The organism is Streptomyces graminilatus (genome assembly GCF_001418565.1).
Lineage (GTDB): Bacteria > Actinomycetota > Actinomycetes > Streptomycetales > Streptomycetaceae > Streptomyces > Streptomyces graminilatus.
This window is the reverse complement of sequence record NZ_LIQQ01000495.1, coordinates 1-18,265: the sequence shown is the minus strand read 5'-3', so window position 1 is coordinate 18,265 and position 18,265 is coordinate 1. Positions and strand designations below refer to the sequence as shown.

The 18,265-nt window shown below is 70.9% G+C and carries 17 protein-coding genes and 1 pseudogene; 13 read left to right on the top strand and 5 right to left on the bottom strand.

Annotated elements, in window-relative coordinates; genetic code table 11:
* Nucleotides 1-61: 61 nt before the first annotated feature.
* A pseudogene (locus AOK08_RS33885) lies at nt 62-516 on the bottom strand (ATP-binding protein).
* Nucleotides 517-847: 331 nt separating this feature from the next.
* Between AOK08_RS33885 and AOK08_RS33880 the strand changes: the two are divergent.
* Both AOK08_RS33880 and AOK08_RS33875 read left to right on the top strand, forming a co-directional pair.
* Nucleotides 848-1,678 carry an enoyl-CoA hydratase family protein gene (locus tag AOK08_RS33880; protein ID WP_055533127.1) on the top strand — a complete coding sequence of 277 codons (831 nt, stop codon included), beginning with the start codon at nt 848-850 and terminating at the stop codon, nt 1,676-1,678.
* Nucleotides 1,675-4,056: a bifunctional salicylyl-CoA 5-hydroxylase/oxidoreductase gene (locus AOK08_RS33875; protein ID WP_055533125.1), complete on the top strand. Its 2,382-nt coding sequence runs from the start codon at nt 1,675-1,677 to the stop codon at nt 4,054-4,056. Before AOK08_RS33880 ends, AOK08_RS33875 begins: the two co-directional genes overlap by 4 nt.
* Nucleotides 4,057-4,084: 28 nt before the next feature.
* Here AOK08_RS33875 and AOK08_RS33870 read toward each other — a convergent pair whose 3' ends face one another.
* Nucleotides 4,085-4,900 carry a PaaX family transcriptional regulator gene (locus AOK08_RS33870; protein WP_055533123.1) on the bottom strand — a complete coding sequence of 272 codons (816 nt, stop codon included), beginning with the start codon at nt 4,898-4,900 and terminating at the stop codon, nt 4,085-4,087.
* 41 nt (nt 4,901-4,941) lie between these two features.
* Complete coding sequence (locus AOK08_RS33865) at nt 4,942-6,624, bottom strand: AMP-binding protein (RefSeq protein WP_055533133.1); 1,683 nt, start codon at nt 6,622-6,624, stop codon at nt 4,942-4,944.
* Nucleotides 6,625-6,862: 238 nt separating this feature from the next.
* Here AOK08_RS33865 and AOK08_RS33860 point away from each other — a divergent pair, with 238 nt between their 5' ends.
* Nucleotides 6,863-8,014 carry an acyl-CoA dehydrogenase family protein gene (locus AOK08_RS33860; protein ID WP_055533121.1) on the top strand — a complete coding sequence of 384 codons (1,152 nt, stop codon included), beginning with the start codon at nt 6,863-6,865 and terminating at the stop codon, nt 8,012-8,014.
* Nucleotides 8,011-8,409, top strand: a complete 399-nt coding sequence (locus AOK08_RS33855) for a RidA family protein (RefSeq protein WP_055533120.1) — start codon at nt 8,011-8,013, stop codon at nt 8,407-8,409. The genes AOK08_RS33860 and AOK08_RS33855 overlap by 4 nt, the downstream gene beginning before the upstream one ends.
* 38 nt (nt 8,410-8,447) lie before the next feature.
* Here AOK08_RS33855 and AOK08_RS33850 read toward each other — a convergent pair whose 3' ends face one another.
* Nucleotides 8,448-8,636, bottom strand: a complete 189-nt coding sequence (locus AOK08_RS33850; protein WP_055533119.1) for a DUF5999 family protein — start codon at nt 8,634-8,636, stop codon at nt 8,448-8,450.
* Nucleotides 8,637-8,961: 325 nt separating this feature from the next.
* Here AOK08_RS33850 and AOK08_RS33845 point away from each other — a divergent pair, with 325 nt between their 5' ends.
* Both AOK08_RS33845 and AOK08_RS33840 read left to right on the top strand, forming a co-directional pair.
* Nucleotides 8,962-9,405, top strand: coding sequence for a DUF6299 family protein (locus AOK08_RS33845; RefSeq protein WP_055533118.1), 444 nt, complete (start codon nt 8,962-8,964; stop codon nt 9,403-9,405).
* Nucleotides 9,406-9,648: 243 nt separating this feature from the next.
* On the top strand, nt 9,649-10,740 hold the full coding sequence (locus tag AOK08_RS33840) for a helix-turn-helix domain-containing protein (RefSeq protein ID WP_063794187.1): 1,092 nt from the start codon (nt 9,649-9,651) through the stop codon (nt 10,738-10,740).
* A gap of 64 nt (nt 10,741-10,804) precedes the next feature.
* Here the strand turns inward: AOK08_RS33840 and AOK08_RS33835 are convergent, their stop codons facing one another.
* The gene (locus AOK08_RS33835; RefSeq protein WP_157876908.1) at nt 10,805-11,251 is read right to left on the bottom strand and encodes a hypothetical protein; all 447 of its coding nucleotides are present in this window, start codon (nt 11,249-11,251) and stop codon (nt 10,805-10,807) included.
* On the opposite strand from AOK08_RS33835, the gene AOK08_RS33830 reads away from it, so the two are divergent.
* The 7 genes from AOK08_RS33830 to AOK08_RS33800 all read left to right on the top strand — a co-directional run.
* A complete protein-coding gene (locus AOK08_RS33830) occupies nt 11,244-11,843 on the top strand; it encodes a hypothetical protein (protein WP_107101116.1) in 600 nt (199 codons plus the stop codon). The two genes, AOK08_RS33835 and AOK08_RS33830, sit on opposite strands and share 8 nt — an antisense overlap.
* 150 nt (nt 11,844-11,993) lie before the next feature.
* Nucleotides 11,994-13,235: an NlpC/P60 family protein gene (locus AOK08_RS33825; RefSeq protein ID WP_055533116.1), complete on the top strand. Its 1,242-nt coding sequence runs from the start codon at nt 11,994-11,996 to the stop codon at nt 13,233-13,235.
* Nucleotides 13,236-13,238: 3 nt separating this feature from the next.
* Nucleotides 13,239-14,480 (top strand): transglycosylase family protein, encoded by a 1,242-nt coding sequence (locus AOK08_RS48555; RefSeq protein ID WP_079054431.1) that lies wholly within the window; start codon nt 13,239-13,241, stop codon nt 14,478-14,480.
* Nucleotides 14,477-16,282, top strand: a complete 1,806-nt coding sequence (locus tag AOK08_RS33815; RefSeq protein WP_157876907.1) for a DUF6528 family protein — start codon at nt 14,477-14,479, stop codon at nt 16,280-16,282. Before AOK08_RS48555 ends, AOK08_RS33815 begins: the two co-directional genes overlap by 4 nt.
* 122 nt (nt 16,283-16,404) lie before the next feature.
* Nucleotides 16,405-17,583: an NAD(P)/FAD-dependent oxidoreductase gene (locus AOK08_RS33810; protein WP_055533113.1), complete on the top strand. Its 1,179-nt coding sequence runs from the start codon at nt 16,405-16,407 to the stop codon at nt 17,581-17,583.
* A 61-nt stretch (nt 17,584-17,644) separates the two neighbouring features.
* Nucleotides 17,645-17,950: a (2Fe-2S)-binding protein gene (locus tag AOK08_RS33805; protein ID WP_198539474.1), complete on the top strand. Its 306-nt coding sequence runs from the start codon at nt 17,645-17,647 to the stop codon at nt 17,948-17,950.
* Nucleotides 17,934-18,265, top strand: a 332-nt coding sequence (locus AOK08_RS33800) for an NAD(P)-binding protein (RefSeq protein WP_157876906.1), incomplete at its 3' end; no start/stop codon positions are given. The genes AOK08_RS33805 and AOK08_RS33800, both read left to right, overlap by 17 nt.

The following is an 18,265-nucleotide window of genomic DNA, read 5'->3' as shown; positions in this document are numbered from 1 at the left end:
TCGGGGGCAGCGCCCCCGAGTACGGGACGGGAATGGGTAGGGGCGGCGGGGGCGGAAAACGCTACGCGTGGCGCCACTGGGCCGGGATGACCGGTACGCGGAACCACACCGCCTTGCCCGAGTCCGTGGCCCGGTGGCCGCAGGACGAGCTGAGCGTACGGATCAGCAGCAGGCCCCGGCCGTGCTCCTGCCAGGGATCCGGCTCCTCCTGCACGGGCCGGGTCAGATTCCCCGGCGGCGCCGGATCGGGATCGTGCACCTCCACCTGGCAACTGGTCGGCATCAGCTCCACCACAAGCTCTATCGGCGCGTCCCCGGCCGTGTGCTCCACGGCGTTCGCCACCAGCTCGGCGGTGAGCAGTTCCGCCGTGTCGCAGTCCGCCGCCGCATGCTCCAGCTCGGTCAGCGCCGTACGGACCAGCGCGCGGGCGACGGGCACCGCCGCGGCGGTGTGCGGCAGGGCGATACGCCAGGAGGCGGGGACGGGAGGTTCTTGCACGGCGGGGTTCCGTTCATGGAGCAGGTTGTCCTGCTTTCAACAATGAGCATCGTACGACGAGGTCCGGCGGAAACACTGGTCGGGCATGGGTCCGGCATGGGGCAGGTGCTGGTCAGGCACCACGCGGGGACTCTCGGTCCCCGCTCACCGTTCCGCCTACCCAGACCAACGTCGCCTCTCCCACGACCACTCCCACTGTTACCGCGTTATTGATTCCCCGTGACCTGGCGGGATCACGGAAACAGGTCCCGCCGCATCGGGCGGTATCGCGTACTCATGACGACAGTCACACATCGGTGATAAATTCGATTCGATCGAAGTCGTCCCCCCGTGACGAAGAGGCCGCGCATGAGTCCCTTCACCGGCTCGACCCCCCGCACCTCCACCTGGCACCACCTCCGCGTCGACCTCGCACCCACCGGGGTCGCCACCGTCACCCTCGCGCGTCCCGAGAAACTCAACGCCCTCACCTTCGGCGCCTACGCCGACCTGCGCGACCTGCTCGCCGAGCTGTCCCGGGAGCGGTCCGTACGGGCACTGGTGCTGGCCGGAGCGGGCCGCGGCTTCTGCTCGGGCGGCGATGTCGACGAGATCATCGGCGCCACCCTGGCCATGGACACCGCCCAACTGCTCGACTTCAACCGGATGACCGGCCAGGTCGTGCGGGCCGTACGGGAGTGCCCGTTCCCGGTGATCGCGGCGGTGCACGGGGTGGCGGCGGGTGCCGGAGCCGTCCTCGCCCTGGCCGCCGACTTCCGCGTCGCAGACCCCAGTTCCCGCTTCGCGTTCCTCTTCACCCGGGTCGGTCTCTCCGGCGGCGACATGGGCGCCGCCTACCTGCTGCCCCGGGTCGTCGGACTCGGCCACGCGACCCGCCTGCTGATGCTGGGTGAGCCGGTGCGGGCGTCCGAGGCCGAGCGCATCGGCCTGATCAGCGAACTGGCCGACGAGGGCCGCGCCGACGAGGCCGCCCAGACCCTCGCCCACCGCCTGGCAGACGGCCCGGCACTGGCGTACGCCCAGACAAAGGCGCTCCTCACCGCCGAACTGGACATGCCGCTGGCGGCAGCGGTGGAACTGGACGCCGCCACCCAGGCCCTCCTGATGACCGGCGAGGACTACAAGGAATTCCACGCCGCGTTCACCGAGAAGCGTCCCCCGAAGTGGCAAGGCCGATGAAACCGACCTCCCCTTTCAAACCCACCTCGGGGACAGCCGACCCAGGGGCGCGGGGAACTGCGCGACCAGCCACAACGGTGCCGCACCCGCCAACGGCACCAAGCCACCCCGAACGCATCGCGATAACCGGCGGCGGCCCCGCAGGCCTGTACGCCGCAGCCCTGCTCAAACGCCTCCACCCCGATCGGGAGATAACCCTCTGGGAACGCAACGCCCCCGACGACACCTTCGGCTTCGGAGTCGTCCTCTCCGACGAGACCCTCGGCGGCATAGAACACGCCGACCCCGTCGTCTACGAGGCCCTCCAACGGCACTTCACCCGCTGGGACGACATCGACATCGTCCACCGCGGCACCCGCCACACCTCCGGCGGCCACGGCTTCGCCGCCCTCGGCAGGCGCCGGCTCCTGGAGATCCTGCACGCCCGCTGCCGCTCACTCGGCGTCGAACTGCGATTCCGCACCGAGGCGCCGCACCCGGCCCGGCTCGCGCAGACGTACGACCTGGTCATCGCCGCCGACGGCGTGCACAGCGCCACCCGCGAGGCGTACGCCCAGGAGTTCCGGCCCAGGCTCACCACCCACCGCTGCCGCTACCTCTGGCTCGCCGCCGACTTCGCCTTCGGCGCCTTCCGTTTCGAGATCGCGGAGACGGAGCACGGCGTGATGCAGCTCCACGGCTACCCGTACGCCGCCGACGCCTCGACCGTGATCGTCGAGATGCGGGAGGAGGTGTGGCGGGCGGCGGGCTTCGACGAGATCGACGTACCGGCGTCCGTCGACCGCTGCGCCAAGATCTTCGCCGACGCCCTCGGCGGACGGCCGCTGCGCGCGAACAAGTCCGCGTGGACCACCTTCCGTACGGTCGTCAACGACCGCTGGTCGCACGGCAACGTCGTCCTCCTCGGGGACGCCGCCCACACCGCCCACTTCTCCATCGGCTCCGGCACCAAGCTCGCCGTCGAGGACGCCCTCGCGCTCGCCGCCTGTCTGGAGGAGCGGCCGACCCTGCCCGAGGCGCTGGCGGCGTACGAGGAGGAGCGGCGGCCCGTCGTCGCCTCCACCCAGCGGGCGGCCCGCGCCAGTCTGGAGTGGTTCGAGAACCTGTCCCTCCACCTCGACCAGCCGCCCCGCCAGTTCGCGTTCAACCTGCTCACCCGCAGCCGCCGCGTCACCCACGACAACCTGCGGCTGCGCGACCCGCACTTCACCGCCGCCGTGGAGCGGGAGTTCGGCTGCCCGGCCGGCACACCCCCGATGTTCACGCCGTTCCGGCTGCGCGGACTGACCCTCCGCAACCGTGTCGTCGTGTCCCCCATGGACATGTACTCGGCCACCGACGGCGTCCCCGGTGACCTCCACCTCGTCCATCTGGGCGCGCGAGCGCTGGGCGGCGCCGGTCTGGTCATGACCGAGATGGTGTGCGTCAGCGCCGAGGGGCGCATCACCCCGGGCTGCGCCGGTCTTTACGACGACCGGCAGGGGGAGGCGTGGCGGCGCGTCGCCGCTTTCGTGCACTCCCAGGCCCCCGGCACCGCACTGGGCGTCCAGCTCGGCCACTCCGGCCGCAAGGGCTCGACGAAGCTGATGTGGGAGGGTATCGACGAGCCGCTGGAGGAGGGCAACTGGCCGCTCGTCGCCGCGTCCCCGATCCCGTACGGACCCGGCAGCCAGACCCCGCACGAACTGACGGTCACTCAACTCACCTCCATCCGCGAACAGTTCGCGGCAGCCGCGCGCCGGGCCGCCGGCGCGGAGTTCGATCTCCTCGAACTGCACTGCGCCCACGGCTACTTGCTCTCCGGTTTCCTCTCCCCGCTCACCAACCACCGCACGGACGCGTACGGCGGCCCGCTCGCCGCCCGGCTCCGTTTCCCCCTCGAAGTCTTCGACGCCGTACGGGAGGTGTGGCCCGAGGACCGGCCCATGACCGTCCGTATCTCGGCCACCGACTGGGCCGACGGCGGTACGACGGCCGAGGACGCCGTCGGGATCGCGCGCGCCTTCGTCGCCCACGGCGCCGACGCGATCGATGTGTCGACCGGCCAGGTGGTGGCCGACGAGCGGCCGGAGTACGGCCGTTCGTACCAGACCCCGTTCGCGGACCGCATACGCCACGAGACGGGCGCCCCGGTGATCGCCGTCGGCGCGATCTCCTCCTGGGACGACGTCAACTCCCTGATCCTCGCGGGCCGTACGGACCTGTGCGCGCTGGCCCGGCCCCATCTCTACGACCCGAACTGGACCCTGCACGCGGCGGCCGAGCAGGGCTACGAGGGTCCGGGCGCCGTCTGGCCGGCGCCGTACCGGGCGGGCAGCCGACGCCCGCGCACCGGACGCACGGACGCCCCCAAACCCCGCCTCACACTGGGAAGTTGATTTCCGTGGAGGACAGGCGCGGCCGGAGTCATACCCCCGCGAAGGTCGCTCCCGCGTCCCGCAGGCGGGCGTGCAGCCCCTGGAAGACGGCCGCCGAGCGGACGCCCGGCCAGTCGGCCGGGAGCAGGTGGACGGGCAGACCGGGGTCGTTGTACGGCAGGTGGCGCCAGGAGTCCAGGGCCAGCAGATAGTCGCGGTACGCCTCCTCGGGCGGGGTGTCCGCGCGCTTCTCCCAGTCGTGCAGCACGCGCGCGTGGCGGTCGAGGAACACCTCGTGCTCCTTGGCGATCGCGGCCAGGTCCCACCAGCGGGAGACCGCCTCGACCGTCGCCGCGAAGCCCAGGTGCTCACCCCGGAAGAGGTCGACGTACGGGCCGAGGCGCAGCCGCTCCAGGGTGTGGCGGGTCTCCTCGTAGAGGCGCGCCGGCGCCACCCACACGCCCGGGGCCGCCGTGCCGAAGCCGAGTCCGGCCAGCCGGGAACGGAGGACATGGCGCTTCTGGCGCTCCGACTCGGGGACGGAGAACACGGCGAGGATCCAGCCCTCGTCCTCCGGAGGCGGCGCGGCGGCGTACACGCGCCGGTCGCCGTCGTCAAGCAACTGGCGGGCGTCCGGTGAGAGTTCGTACCCGGCCGCGCCCTGTGCCGTACGGGCCGGCAGCAGCAGGCCGCGCCGTTTCAGACGGGACACGGACGACCGTACGGAGGGCGCGTCGACGCCGACCGCGGCGAGCAGCCGGATCAGCTCGGCGACGGGTACCGGGCCGGGCATGAAACGGCCGTACGCGCCGTAGAGCGTGACGATGAGAGACCGCGGGGCATGCTGTTCGGACACGTTGATCATTTTAGGCCGCCGGAATCACTGCTTGTCGCCATTTCTGCTGGTCAACTACCCCCGGTGGACGATTTCCCGTCAAGATCACTTTCTGTGGGGCCGGTGCGCAGGCGGAAGCGCTGGAGCTTGCCCGTCGCCGTGCGGGGCAGGGCGTCGAGGAAGACGATCTCGCGCGGACACTTGTACGGTGCCAGCTCCCGCTTGACGAACGCGCGCAGCGCCTCCGCGTCCCGTCGTACGCCCTCCCTGAGCACGGTGTACGCGACCACGACCTGCCCGCGTGCCTCGTCGTCCCGCCCGATCACGGCCGTCTCCACGACGTCCGGATGGCGCAGCAGGGCCTCCTCGACCTCGGGGCCCGCGATGTTGTACCCGGACGAGATGATCATGTCGTCGGCCCGTGCCACGTACCGGAAGTAGCCGTCGCCCTCCCGGACGTACGTGTCCCCGGTGATGTTCCAGCCGCCGCGGACGTACGCGTCCTGGCGCGGATCGGCGAGATACCGGCACCCGACCGGACCGCGCACCGCGAGCAGCCCGGGCGTGCCGTCCGGCACCGGCTCGCCGTTCTCGTCCTGCACGCGCGCGTGCCACCCCGGCACCGGCATCCCGGTCGTACCGGGCCTGATGTCGTCGTCGGCGGCCGAGATGAAGATGTGCAGCAGTTCGGTCGCGCCGATGCCGTTGATCAGCCGCAGCCCGGTGCGCTCGTGCCAGGCCCGCCAGGTGGCCTCGGGCAGGTTCTCGCCCGCCGAGACACAGCGGCGCAGCGAGCCGGTGTCGTACGCGTCCAGCTCGTCGAGCATCGCGCGGTACGCCGTCGGCGCGGTGAACAGCACCGAGACGCGGTGCTCGGCGATGGCCGGCAGCAGTTGCCCGGGGCCCGCCTGTTCGAGGAGGAGGGCGCTGGCCCCGGCCCGCAGCGGGAAGACCACCAGACCGCCGAGCCCGAAGGTGAAGCCGAGCGGCGGACTGCCCGCGAACACGTCGTCCGCGTGCGGTTTCAGCACATGCCGCGAGAAGGTGTCGGCGACGGCGAGCAGATCCCGGTGGAAGTGCATGCACCCTTTCGGGCGGCCGGTGGTGCCGGACGTGAACGCGATCAGCGCCACGTCGTCGGCCGCGGTGTCCACGGCGGGGTACGGGGTGTCGGGCACCGGACGGTTCAGCAGGTCGTCGGGGCCGGCGCCGCCGTACGTCGTGATCCGCAGCCCCGGAATCTCCGCCCCGGCGAGGTCGTCGAGGGCCCGGATGTCGCACAGGGCGTGCCGCACCCGGGCGATCTCGCAGATCGTGCGCAGTTCGTGCGGACGCTGCTGGGCCAGCACGGTGACCGCGACCGCGCCCGCCTTCAGCACCGCCAGCCAGCAGGCCGCGAGCCACGGCGTGGTGGGGCCGCGCAGGAGAACACGGTTGCCGGGTACGACCCCGAGGTCCCGGGTCAGGACATGCGCGACCCGGTCGACACGGGTGCGCAGCTCGCCGTACGTCCACACCTCACCGGTGGCGGTACGGAACGCCGGGCGTCCGGGGCCGGGGCCGGGGCCGCGCAGCAGTTCGGCCGCGCAGTTCAGCCGTTCGGGGTAGCGCAGCTCGGGCAGGTCGAGGCGCAGCTCGGGCCACTGGTCCGGGGGCGGCAGATGGTCGCGCGTGAAGGTGTCGACGTGGGCCGAGGCGGCCCGCCGGACGGCCGAGGGGGATTGCCGGGCGGGGGCGGCGCGCTCCTCGGGAATCCGGCCGTACCCGGGCTGTCCTGGCTGTCCTGGCTGGACGGGGTGTACAGGCTGCACGGGCCGCACGGGATTCATGGGCTGCGTGCGCTGCATGGGGTCCATGGCGGTTCCCCCCTTGCCGTGATGGGCGTGATGGTGGGCTCGCGAATCGAGCGTATCGTGTCGGTGACGGCAGTCAACTGTGCGCGATATCGTCGGGGAGGGGCCGCGACCGGCGGCCTCGGAGGGAGGACCGGCGATGCCCGCATTCTCGCTCGAACCGGCGCAGGCCGCCTGGTGTGCCGAGCTGCGCACACTGGCCGCCGACCGGCTGCGCCCGCTCGCCGAGAAGGGCGAGCCGGGCCGCGTCAACCGTCCCCTCGTCGCCGAACTCGGGCAACTGGGCCTGCTCTCCCGGCTGTTCACCTCCGGCGCGCTCGACCTGTGCCTGATGCGGGAGTCCCTGGCCCATTCGTGTACCGAGGCGGAGACCGCTCTCGCCCTCCAGGGCCTCGGCGCCCACCCGGTCCACGCCCACGGCACCCCCGCCCAGCGGGCACGCTGGCTGCCCCGGGTGGGTGAGGGCAGCGCGGTGGCCGCGTTCGCGCTGAGCGAGCCGGGCGCGGGCTCCGACGCGGCGGCCCTGTCCCTCACGGCCACCCCCGACGGCCCCTCCGGCTGGCGCCTCACCGGCGAGAAGTGCTGGATCTCCAACGCCCCGGAGGCCGACTTCTACACCGTCTTCGCCCGTACGACAGCGGGCGCCGGGGCTCGTGGAGTCACGGCGTTCCTCCTCCCCGCCGACCGGCCCGGCCTCACCGGCGGCGCCCTCGACATGCTCTCCCCGCACCCCATCGGCGCCCTCGCCCTCGACGCCGTACCGGTCACCTCGGACGACGTCATCGGCGAACCCGACCGTGGATTCCGGGTCGCCATGGACACGTTGAACCTGTTCCGGCCGAGCGTCGGCGCGTTCGCGGTCGGCATGGCCCAGGCGGCGCTGGACGCGACTCTCGCCCACACCGGCCAACGGGACGCGTTCGGCGGCAAGTTGAAGGACCTCCAGGCCGTCGCCCACCAGGTCGCGGAGATGGCCCTGCGCACGGAGGCGGCCCGGCTGATGGTCTACGCGGCAGCGGCGGCGTACGACGAAGGCGCCCAGGGTGTCCCGAAACGCGCGGCGATGGCGAAGCTGCTGGCCACCGAGACCGCGCAGTACGTCGTCGACACGGCCGTCCAACTGCACGGCGCGCGGGCCCTGCGGCGCGGCCATCTCCTCGAACACCTCTATCGGGAGGTGCGGGCACCGCGCATCTACGAGGGGGCGAGCGAGGTCCAACGGACGGTCATCGCGAAGGAGTTGTACAGAGGTCTGGACGACGGGGAGCGGGCGGGGGCGGAGGCCGGATGAGTGTCGAACGCGTCAATCCGGCCGGTCTCGCGCCGCCCGCGGGCTTCTCGCACGCCGTCGTCGCCACCGGTTCCCGGCTGGTGTTCCTCGCGGGTCAGACCGCGCTCGACGCCGACGGGAAGATCGTGGGGGACACCCTGCCCGAGCAGTTCGAGCGTGCCCTCGGGAACCTGCTCGCCGCCCTGCGCGCGGCCGGCGGCACGCCCGCGGACCTCGCCCGGGTCACCGTGTACGCGACGGACGTCGCCGACTACCGCGCCCATGCCCGTCAACTCGGCGCCATCTGGAAGCAGTTGGCGGGACGCGACTATCCGGCGATGGCGGTCGTCGGGATCGTCCGGCTCTGGGACGAACAGGCCCTGGTCGAACTCGACGGCTTCGCCCTGCTGCCGTAACGAGCCGGGGAGGGCCGGGGAAGGTCGGAGAGGGTCGATCAGGCGGCGGTCATCAGCCGGTGCGGGGTGATCACGCTGCCGTCGGGGAGCAGCTCGCCGGTGTCGTCGAAGACGATCGCGCCGTTGCACAGGAGGTTCCAGCCCTGCTCGGGGTGGAAGGCGACGATGTGCGCGGCGTCGCGGTCGGGACGGTCGGCCGAGGGGCACGGGGGCTGGTGTGAACACATGATGTGCCTCCGGGATCGGATGCTGGTGCTCGGATGAGCTGCGACGGTCTGCTTCGCTGCTTGCTTCGCTGCTTGCTCGGGGTGCTGCTTCCTTGCCGTTTCCTTGCCACTTCCGACGATGCCCCTGCCGGGGCGCGGCGCCAAGTGGTGGCGGGGAAGCGTGACAGCACCCGGACGTCCTGTGACACCACGCTGACATTCGGAAAGGTCCGAAATCCGAAAAGCGGGGCAGACGGCGCGCACGACTCGCCGCCGGAGGGGTGATGATCACGCGCGCGGGCGCGCGGGGCCAGTACCTGTTGAGTCCCCCCAAGGAGGTTTCCCCATGTCTGTTTCCTTCCCGTCCCTCACCCGGGCCGCCGCTGTCGCCGCCGGTGCCGTGCTGCTCGCCGTGGCCCAGGCCGCGACGTCGGCCCAGGCCGCCGACGAGGGCTTCGACCAGGTGACGGTCGAATCCGGCACCATCACCCACGACGGCGAGCTCACGCTCTCCGGCAGCTACCGCTGCCTCAGCACCGGCGACTCCGTCCGCGTCGCGGCCTCGATCGAGCACGGCGAGAACGTCTGGTACGGCATGGACAGCGTCGCCGCGAGCTGTGACGGTTCCTGGCACCAGTGGTCGAACACCAAGGCCACCGAGCCGGGCGCCTACGAGCCCGGCCCGGTCCGGGTGAAGACCAGCGTGGTCGAGTTCCGCCGCTCGGGCTTCATCCCGCTGCCGACCGTCCGCTCGGAGCAGATCCAGGAGGTCGTCCTCACGGAGGTGTGAGGTCCGCGGTCCCTGTGGTCCCCGAGACCCGTGCCGGAACCGACGGGGGCCGGCCGGTGCCACCTGGGCGCCGGCCGGCCCCCGCAGTCATGCCGCGGTGTCAGCGGCCGGCGGTGGCGTGTTCGTCAGAGGAACTGCCCCTGATCCGAGGGCACTCGGCCCTCCACCCCACAGCAGGTTGGCATGACCCCCACATGTAAGGATGTCGGGAATGTGCAACGGGGGATATGGGGGGAGAAAGACGTGACCTGCGCCTTGTTCCGGACCGAGGACGTGCCCAGGGAAGACAGATTCGACTACTGGCGCGACCTGATCCGGCTGACCCGCACCAGTGACATCATCAGCGCCCATTCCGCCGACTTCTGGGCCGAACACCGGCTGATGGAGTTGGGCCCGGTCGTGGTGTGGCCGTCGGCATTCCTGCCGACCCGCTACCGGCGGACCGCGAAGATGGTGCGTCAGAGCGACCCGGAGATGTACCACCTGACGCTGCTGCTGGACGGGGAGCTGGCGATCGACCACGGCGGGCGGTACGGCGCCGTCGGCTCGTACGACCTGCATCTGGGCGACAGTTCAGCGCCCTATGACGTCCGGCCGACGGACGACCACGAGCGCCGGGCCGTCAGGGGCATCGGCGTGGACTTCGCCAGGGCGCTGCTCCCGCTGCCGCCGAACGAGATGCGCACCCTGGTGGGCCGGGGCCTGTCGGGGCGCGACGGGGCCGGTGCTCTGCTGGCGGAGCTGCTCGTCGGACTGGGGCGGCGGCCGGACACCGTACGGCCTGCCGACGCGGCCCGGCTGGGGACGGTCGTACTCGATCTGATCTCGGTCTGTTTCGCACAGGCGTTGAACACGGAGCGGTGTCTGCCGCAGGAGTCGCGCCAACAGGCCCTGGCGTTGCGCATACGGGCGTTCATACGGCAGAACCTGCACGATCCCGAGCTGACGCCGTCCGCGATCGCCGAAGCGCATCACATCTCGCTCAGCTATCTGCACCGGATCTTCCGGGAGCAGTCGCCGGATGTCACCGTCGCGGCGTGGATCCGCGGGCTGCGGCTGGAGAACGCCCGCCATGACCTGGAGGACCGCTCCCTGCGCGGGACCGCGATCAAGACGGTCGCCGCCCGCTGGGGCTTCGCCCGGGCCTCCGACTTCACCCGGGCCTTCCGTTCCGCGTACGGGATCTCACCGAGGGAGCACCGGCTCCAGGCGCTGCTGCCGTCCGGGCCGGCGGAGAGACCGAGGGAGAGTCCGCAGCGGGCTCCGGGGCGCGTCCGTGTTCCAGGGGGCAGGCCGGCGCTGTCAGTTGCGGACTGGGGGGTTTGCCGAATGTAGACGCATTGCGAACCAGGTGTGAATGGAATGACAACACGGATCGGTCGTGGATCGGCATTCTCGATCAGGTGGTGACCGGGGCGGACAGCTCCGCTCCGGTCGGCGCCATACCGCCGCCCGCCTGTGAGCCGTACTCACCTGTCACCGACCGGAGTGCTGTCATGCCCATGCCGTCCTCGCCGTCACCGGCTCCTTCACCGGCGCGTCGTCGGCGGAGTCGCGCCGTTCTCGCGGGCTCCGGGCTGCTGACCGTCGCCGCGGTCTGCGCCGCCTTCGCCGGCATCCAGAACGGTGCCTTCGCGACCGGCCCCGACCCCGCCGCGTCCGGGCCGAAACAGGACACCCTGCGGGCTGAGGCCACGGCCCCGCGCACCCCGGCCACCGTCGCCCCGGAGTCCACCGCTTCTCCGGAGTCCTCCGCCGCCACCTCCCCGGCTCCGTCGCCGCCGCCGGCCCATCGGTCCTCCGAGCCGAAGCCGAAGCGGAAATCGAGCGCGGACAGGTTGGCCACGGACCTGACCGGGGCGACGGCCGCCACCGCTCCGCTCACCGGCACCCAACTCGCCGCCACCGCGCTGCCCGACCATGACGAGATGCGCTGGCGGCCCATCTCCGACCCCGTGACGCAACCCCTCCACCAGGACTTCGGCCTCAACGAGTGCGTCTCCGTGCCCGGCGCCCTCGCCTGGCAGCAGCAGGGCTTCATCAGCGCCCGAAAGACACCGGCCGTCCAGGACACCCTGTCCTTCCCCGACGAGGCCGCGGCCCGCGCCGCCTACCGCGGGGTCGTCGGCGCCATGAAGGACTGCGCCGCCGAGAGCCGCGCCCTGCAGAAGCGGTACGGGCTCTCCCAGGACGCCGTGGTCCGCCGTACCGCCGGCACCGCCGGTGCCGCCGACGGCACTGCCTGGACGCGGAGTTGGACCGGCGTACAGGGGTTCTCGGCCCCCGGTGACCAGACCAACCACGTGTACGCCGTGCGGCACGGCCGGGTCCTGGCCCTCCTCCACTTCGACGAATGGGCCGCCAAGGCCGCTCCGTCCTACGACGTCCGAGGTGACGCGGCAGTACTGCGCACCCTCGGTGCACAACTGGCCGACTGACCCACGGGCCGACTGACCCACTGGCCCGACTGGCCCACGGGCGCCCGACTGGCCTACAGGCCCGAGTGAACCAGCGGCCTGACCGCCTTTCCTCGCATCACCGCGGAATCACCCTCCGCCCACCACTCCAGCCACTTCAGGAGCACAGCCATGTCTCGAACGCGTACCCGCACAGCCCGCACCACTACCTTCCTGCTGGCCGCCGGGCTCACCGTCTCCACGCTGGCCGTCACCGCGCCGACCGCCCAGGCCGCCTCGTCGGTCGGCGGCGCGATCAGCCGGGCCGAGATCCTCTCCCGTGCCCAGAACTGGGTCGACGAGCAGGTCCCGTACAGCAAGACGACTGAATACCCCGACCCGCAGGGCCGCCCCTACCGTATGGACTGCTCCGGTTACGTGTCCATGGCCTGGCACGCGGACAGCAGCTACAGCACCTGGACGCTGCCGAGCATCTCCACCGAGGTCAGCAAGACGAGTCTGCTGCCGGGCGACGCCCTCAACTACACCGAGCAGCACGTCATCCTCTTCGGCAACTGGATCGACAAGTCCGCCGGAACCTTCAAGTACTTCGCCGAGCAGAACCCGAGCGTCGTCACCAACACCTACACCGGAAACCTCAACTCCAGCTCCCTGGCGGGCTGGCCGACCAGCGTCTACAAGGGCCTGCGCTACGACAAGGCGACCTCAGGCCAGGAAGGCGTGGGTATGTGGGAACCCTCCAACCACTTCTTCCACCTCCGTAACACTCCCAACGCCGGGCCGAACGACAAGGATTTCGTTTTCGGCGCGGACGGTATGACGCCTCTCACGGGTAACTGGGACGGTCAGGGGTCTGATGGGGTGGGCATGTGGAATCCCGCCAACCACACCTTCTATCTCCGTAACACGCCCAATGCCGGGGGTAATCACTACGAGGTGAGTTTCGGGAGTGCCGGTGACCTTCCTGTGGTCGGTGACTGGGATGGCAATGGCACGGACACCATAGGTGTCTGGCGTCCTTCGAACCACACTTTCTATCTCCGGAATTCCAACACTCCCGGGCCTGCTGACAAGGTCTTCGTGTTCGGTGGCGACGGTATGACGCCTCTCGCCGGTGACTGGGACGGCAACGGCGGCGACGGTATCGGTATGTACAACCCCACCACCCACATGGTGTATCTCCGCAACACCCCCAATGCCGGTGGCAACACCTATGAGTTCGGATACGGCAGCACGGGCGACAAGCCCGTGGTCGGTGACTACGACGGTGACGGCAAGGACACCGTCGCGGTCTGGCGTGAGAGCAATCACCGCTTCTACGTCAACAACCAGAACACCAACAACGTCGCCGACAGCGACTTCGTCTTCGGTGCCGACGGAATGATCCCCGTCGCAGGCGACTGGGAGGCGTGACCCATGCGGCGGCGCCGTTCCCGTGAACGGCGCCGCCGTCCCGCGCGCCTCGCCGCGCCTCCGCGCTGCTGCCGCCAACTCCCGTCACCCGAGCCGAACTTCGGCCTGCACATCACCCCAGGGGTTCCCTTGTCCTTCGTCCGTCCTGCCACCGACCGCGACACCACCCGCCGCGCCGGGCGCCGCACCACCGCGCTCGTCCTTGCCGCAGCGGCACTCTTCGGCGCGTCGGTACTGGCCACCGGTGAGGCCTCGGCGGCCTCCGTCGCGACCTGGGACAAGGTCGCCGAGTGCGAGAGCGGCGGCAACTGGTCCATCAACACCGGCAACGGCTACTACGGCGGGCTCCAGTTCTCGCTCCCAACCTGGCAGGCGTACGGCGGCACCACGTATGCCGCCTACCCGCACCAGGCCACCAAGAAGGAGCAGATACTCACCGCCGAGAAGGTCCTGAAGGCGGCCGGCCAGGGCCAGTGGCCGGTGTGCGGGCCGCAGGCCAACCTCGGTGCCGACAAGAACGACCCGTACCCTCCGACTTCGCAGGACGGTGTGGGTGTGTGGGATCCCTCCAACCACTTCTTCCACCTCCGTAACACTCCCAACGCCGGTCCGAATGACCTGGATTTCGTCTTCGGTGCCGACGCTATGACTCCCCTCACGGGTGATTGGGATGGTCAGGGGTCCGATGGGGTGGGCATGTGGAATCCTGCCAATCACACCTTCTATCTGCGTAACACCCCTAATTCCGGGGGCAATCACTACGAGGTGAGTTTCGGGAGTGCCGGTGACCTTCCTGTGGTCGGTGACTGGGACGGGAATGGCACGGACACCATTGGTGTGTGGCGTCCTTCCAACCACACTTTCTATCTCCGAAACTCCAACACTTCGGGACCTGCCGACAAGGTGTTTGTCTATGGCGCAGACGGGATGACGCCTCTTGCCGGCGACTGGGACGGTAATGGCACCGACGGCATCGGTATGTACAACCCCACCACCCACATGGTGTATCTCCGCAACACCCCCAACGCCGGTATGAACACGTACGAGTTCGGCTATGGCAGTACGGGTGACAAGCCGGTTGTCGGTGACTTCGACGGTGACGGCAAGGACACCGTCGCGGTCTGGCGTGAGAGCAATCACCGCTTCTACGTCAACAACCAGAACACCAACAACGTCGCCGACAGCGACTTCGTCTTCGGTGCCGACGGCATGATCCCCGTCGCAGGCGACTGGGACGGCAAGTGAGAGGCGCGGTCGGCTGGTTGGCGGTGGCGATGACGGTGATGCTGCTCGTCCTGTGCGCCGCGCCCGGTGACAGGACGACCGCCACCGCGGCGACAGCGGCAGCGACAGCGCCAACGACGTCGACGGCGGCGGTGTCCCCTATGGCGCAGACGGGTCCCCGCAACATCATCACCCGCCTCCAGGACACCTACATCACGAACACCGACACCGCCGACCACTCGCAGCGCCAGGTCCTGCACGTGGGCACGCCCGACAACGGCACCACGAAGTACCGCAGTTTCCTGAGCTTCGACGTTGCCAAGCTTCGCGGGGTCCGGATCACGAAGGCCACCCTGCGGGTCTACAACTCCTTCGTCTCCGACTGCGACGCGAAGGCGTGGATGGGCGTCTACCCGGTGACCCAGGCGTGGCGTGCGGCCACCGTCACCTGGGCGAACCAGCCCTCCGTAGGCGCGGGCAAGGGCGCCTGGTTCGGCCTCGGCCACCCGAACTGCCCGGACATCCCCAACCGCACCGACCCGGCCGCCTCCAACGGTATCCAGCGCATCGACGTCACCGACTGGGTGACGTCCTGGGCCGACGGCACCCTGGCGAACCACGGGCTCAGGCTCTCCGCGCGGGAGGACGCCGGCGAGGGCTACAAGGACTTCTGCTCCATGGAACCCCTGTCGTCCGACCACGCCTGCGACGCCGACTACAACGCGCCCACCCTGGAGGTCGAGTTCGACGCCGGCGCCACCCCGGTCGTCTCCGGCAACGCGTACGGCCAGACGTACCCGGGCGGCTCTCCGGCCGCGCGCCCGGCCCTGGAGTTCCTCGACTCCGCCGCCCCGGGCACCTGGCCCGCCACGGGCCCGTACCAGCGTTGGCTCCCGGACGCCGAACACTCCGTCCTGGACCCGACGTTGAAGGGTGGCGACTGGGCCGGCGGCACCTCGCACAAGCTGCGCCCCGGCGGTACCCACGGCGGACAGGTCCTGGTCACCGGCGACGGCCCGAGCGGCTTCATCGGCGTGATCCCGTACCCGTCGCTCGCCGGTTACCGCTGGGCGGTCAACGTGGGCGACCCGAACGACCTGCACGGTGTCGAGATGCTGCCCGACGGCACGGTCGTCGCCACGTTCGCCACCCGGGAACTGGACTCGGGTGTCGCGGGCGGACTCGCCGTCTACTCCAAGGCACAGGGCAAGCCGGGCAGTTGGAGCGGTACGCCGGCGCAGGCGCTCCCCCTGGCGGGCGCGCACGAGGTCCTGTACGACCCCGGCACCACCTCCCTGTGGGCCGTCGGCAGCGAACTGCTGAAGCGCTACGACTACATCGGCGGCCGGCTCGAACCGGGCGGCTCCTGGCCCCTGCCCCAGCAGGCGGGCGCGAAGCCGGCGTACGGCCATGACCTGACCCCGGTCTTCGGGAACACCGACCGGCTGTGGGTCGGCGCCAACGGCGGTGTCGTCCAGTTCTCCAAGAGCGGCAGAGCCGACTGCTACACCGACTCGCAAGGCACCTGGCCCCTGCCGCAGTACGTCACCGGCGCCGAGAACCGCTGGTGCACGGACTACCCGAACCGGTCCCAGATCACCCAGCGCACCCTCGTCAAGAGCGTCGGGAACGACCCTGTCAGCGGCCGGACCCTCACCACCTGCGCGGGAGGCTGCCCGGAGACCCAGACGAAGCCGGGCAGCAACACCTGGGAGACGCCGACGGTCCGCTTCGTGCCCACCAGCGGCGCGCAGTCCTTCGCCTCGTCCTCTCCCGAAGACCGCCGCTACAAGGCGACCTGGGCCGTACCCGCCTATCAGTGAGCCACTCTGGTGGCTGTGGCTGTGGCTGTGGCTGTGGCTGCTGCTGCGCGGCGGCTGCGGGCGGCGGCGGGTTGAGCCCGGGCACCCTTGGCGAGCGTGGGAACATGTGACATTGTACTGACGTGAGCAAGCGACTGACCTGCGATGTCGTGGTCGTCGGTGCCGGAATGGTGGGCGCCGCCTGTGCCCTGTATCTCGCTCGGGCGGGCCTCGTGACCCTGGTTCTCGACCGGGGACCGGTGGCCGGCGGCACCACCGGCGCCGGTGAGGGCAATCTGCTCGTCTCCGACAAGGAGCCGGGGCCCGAGCTGGACCTCGCGCTGCTCTCCGGCCGCCTCTGGCACGACCTCGCCGCCGAGCCGGGCATCGGCGGCGCCGTCGAGTTCGAGGCGAAGGGCGGGATCGTCGTCGCCTCCGACGCCGAGGGCATGGCCGCGCTGACCGGCTTCGCCGCCGGACAGCGGGCGGCGGGCGTCGAGGCCCAGGTGGTCGACGCCGACCGGCTCACGGACCTGGAACCGCACCTGGCCCCCGGCCTCGCGGGCGGCGTCCGGTACCCGCAGGACTGCCAGGTCATGCCCTCCCTCGCCGCCGCCCAGGTCGTCCGCGCCGCCCGGCGCGCCGGCGCCGAACTGCGCACCGGCTCGGCCGTCACGGACATCCTGCGCGCGCCCGACGGCTCCGTGCGCGGCGTACGGACGACGGGGTACGGCGACGTCCACGCCCCGGTCGTCGTCAACGCGGCCGGCACCTGGGGCGGCGAGGTCGCCGCGCTGGCCGGGGTCCACCTGCCCGTGCTGCCACGGCGCGGCTTCGTCCTGGTCACCGAACCGCTGCCGCCCGGCACCGTCCGGCACAAGGTCTACGCCGCCGACTACGTCGCCGATGTGGCCAGCGGCGACGCCGGACTCCAGTCCTCGGCGGTCGTCGAGAGCACGGCCGCGGGCCCGGTGCTGATCGGCGCCAGCCGCGAACGGGTCGGTTTCGACCGGACCTTCTCCCTTCCCGTCGTACGCCGACTGGCCGCCCAGGCGACGGCTCTCTTCCCGTTCCTCGGCACGGTCCACGCGATGCGCGCCTACCTGGGCTTCCGCCCCTATCTGCCGGACCACCTGCCCGCCATCGGGGCCGATCCCCGGGTCCCCGGGCTCTATCACGCGTGCGGTCACGAGGGGGCGGGCATCGGGCTCGCCGTCGGCACCGGGCACCTGATCGCACAGTCGTTGACGGGTGGGCCACCCGACCTCGATCTGACGCCGTTCCGCCCGGACAGGTTCACGGGGGCGGGGGAGGAGCGGTGAGGAACGTGAAGGGAACTCTGGGGGTACTGGGCGGATGGATCGGGGAGAGTCGGTGAGGAGAGTGACTCCGGTGGAGTTGGCCGGGGCCCGGCCCGGACCTCCGTTCACCGTCACCCTCGACGGCGACGAGATCGACGCGCTGCCCGGTCAGACGGTCGCCGCCGTGCTCTGGTCGGCCGGTATCACCTCCTGGCGCGGCACCCGGGGCAGCGGTGCGCCGCGCGGGGTCTTCTGCGGTATCGGGGTCTGCTTCGACTGCCTTGTCGTCGTCAACGACCGCCCCAACCAACGGGCTTGCCTTGTCCCGGTCACGCCCGGAGACGCGATCCGCACCCAGGAGGGCACCGGCCATGACGAACTCGGGTAGGGCTGCCCTCGCGGTGGTCGGCGCCGGGCCGGCCGGTCTCTCCGCCGCGCTGACGGCGGCCGACCGGGGTGTACGGGTCGTACTGCTCGACGCCGGCGCGCAGGCCGGCGGGCAGTTCTACCGGCAGCCCGCGACGGCGCTGAAGGCACGCAGGCCGCAGGCCCTGCACCACGCCTGGGGCACCTGGAAGAAGCTGCGGGCCGGGCTGGCGGCACATGTCGCGGCCGGCCGGATCACCCATCTGACCGACCATCATGTGTGGTCCGTGGAAGGGGAGTTCGGGGGAGGCAGTGGAGACGGTGGAGGTGGTGGGGG